The organism is Dictyoglomus sp. NZ13-RE01, from assembly GCA_002878375.1.
Classification (GTDB): Bacteria; Dictyoglomota; Dictyoglomia; order Dictyoglomales; family Dictyoglomaceae; genus NZ13-RE01.
Genome location: NIRF01000033.1, coordinates 1 through 2,317, shown reverse-complemented (window position 1 = coordinate 2,317; position 2,317 = coordinate 1). Strand labels below are relative to the sequence as shown.

Annotated in this window: 3 protein-coding genes; all 3 read left to right on the top strand. The window is 35.1% G+C overall.

Translation table 11 applies throughout. The features are described 5' to 3' along the window. Positions 1-454: glycosyl transferase family 1 (locus CBR30_09860; protein ID PMQ00691.1), on the top strand; the 454-nt coding region annotated here is incomplete at its 5' end. Between the two features lie 8 nt (positions 455-462). After that, complete coding sequence (locus CBR30_09855) at positions 463-1,602, top strand: glycosyl transferase (GenBank protein ID PMQ00690.1); 1,140 nt, start codon at positions 463-465, stop codon at positions 1,600-1,602. Then, positions 1,568-2,317: glycosyl transferase family 1 (locus tag CBR30_09850; GenBank protein ID PMQ00692.1), on the top strand; the 750-nt coding region annotated here is incomplete at its 3' end. The genes CBR30_09855 and CBR30_09850, both read left to right, overlap by 35 nt.

Genomic DNA, 2,317 nt, shown 5'->3' with positions numbered 1-2,317 from the left:
TCAGTACAAATTCTTCTGGATCGGCGGTATTCCCTTCTCATTCTTGAGTAGCGGTTACTCCGAAGTAAAAAGAGTTCAGGCAAGCCCCCCTCCTAACTTGTTCCTTCCAGGTCCCCAACCTCATGAGGAAATCTATAAGTTCTATAATATGGCAGATATTTTCTTCTTCCCTTCAAGACAGGAACTTTTCCCTATGGCACCTATTGAGGCTGCTTCCTGTGGACTCCCTCTCCTCCTTAGAAATCTCAAAGAATACGAAGATATCTTCTTTGACTCCTATATACCTTCTACCGAGGAGGATTTCGTAAATAAAATAGTAGAACTCGCTGAAAATTATGACCTTAGAATGAAAATGTCCCAAAAGGCTATCGCCTTGGCTAATACCTATGACATCAATAAAATTGCAGATCAAACTGTAAAGGTTTATAGAAACATTCTTAACAATATGTTATAATATAAGCCATGAAGATTACTGTTAACTTAATATCGGAAGCGTTAGCTTGGGATGTAAAAGGTCAAGGAGTATATACCGCAAGCTTATCATTAGCAGAAGCCTTAAAAAGAGTGCCAGAATTAGAAGTTCACATTAATGGAAAGGGACTTTATGATATAGCCCATCTTCATACTCCAGGTCCCTACGCCATAACAAAAGGATTAACTACTGGTAAAAGAATTGTCATTTCCGCTCATGTTATACCAGAGTCCCTTATTGGAAGTCTTGTTCTCTCAGAGGTATGGTTACCTATAGCTGAAAAGTTTTTTCAATACTATTATAATTTAGCAGATGTCATAATTGCAGTATCTCCTAAAGTAAAATCTGCCTTAGAAGAATTCAAAGTAAAAGCTCCTATTTATGTGATTCCAAATCCAATTAACTTGGAAAGATTCTTTGTGGATTTAGAAAAAAGAGAAATTATGAGAAAAAGATTAGGGTTCACAGAAGACGATTTTGTTGTTATGAGCTCAGGACAAATTCAACCAAGAAAAGGTGTCGACACCTTTATAGAAGTTGCCAAACATTTACCTGATATAAAGTTTTTATGGGTAGGAGGACAACCTTTCTCGATTTTAACAGCAGGATACTTAGATCTACAGGAAAAAATCAAAAATGCACCCAACAACGTGATCTTTACAGGCATTGTTCCCTATGAGGAGATGCCATACTACTATAATGCAAGCGATGTACTATTTTTCCCATCAAGACAAGAAACCTTTGGTATGGTTATTCCAGAAGCTGCCTCCTGTGGACTTCCTCTCCTTTTGAGAGATTTAGAAGAGTATAAGGATCTATATAAAGACTGGTATATTTCTGCTAATAGCAATGATGAATTTGTTATGCTAATTAAAAAATTAAAAGAAGATAAAACTTTTTATACAGAATACAGAAATAAGGCTTTTCAATTAGCAGAATATTATAATCTAAATAATATCGGTAGAGAAATTGCAAAACTATATAAGGAGATATTAGACAGTCCACCACGCTACAATAGAGATCTACTTACTTTGGAATCATTCAGAAAAGAGGGAAGAAAAATTTGGAAATTTTTTAAATATCCAAAGACAAAAAATCATGAGAAAAATAAAAGTAAATATTATTTTTAAGCCAGGTATTCCATCTGCAAGGAAAAAGGGTGGCGGAGATCAGACTGCTTGCAAAATGCTCTACTCCGCCCTTCAAAAAAGAGATGACGTGGAAGTTTATTACAATGCAAACCTAAAAGATGGACCCTTTGATATAATACATTTTCATTCTCTTGGAAACAGCTTTTTTAAATTTTTGAAAACTCATGAGAATATTATAATAACCGCCCATGTTATTCCAGACACCATGATCGGTAGTGCCATTTTAGCAGAAAGATGGAAAAATATATTTACTCAATATCTATTACTTTTTTATAATTCTGCCAAAATTGTCATAGCAGTGTCTCCATCGGAAAAAGCCAAGCTTGAAGAAATGGGAGTTACTTCAAAAGTTATATATATCCCTAATGGCATAGATACTGAAAAATTTAGAGTTGATCTTAAAGTTAGAAAAATGATGAGAGAACTATATAACATAAAAGAAAATGAAATAGTTATAATATGTTCAGGACACACTATAAAGAGGAAGGGTTTTGATAGCTTTGTTAAGGTGGCTAAATCTCTTCCTCAGTACAAATTCTTCTGGATCGGCGGTATTCCCTTCTCATTCTTGAGTAGCGGTTACTCCGAAGTAAAAAGAGTTCAGGCAAGCCCCCCTCCTAACTTGTTCCTTCCAGGTCCCCAACCTCATGAGGAAATCTATAAGTTCTATAATATGGCAGATATTTTCTTCTTC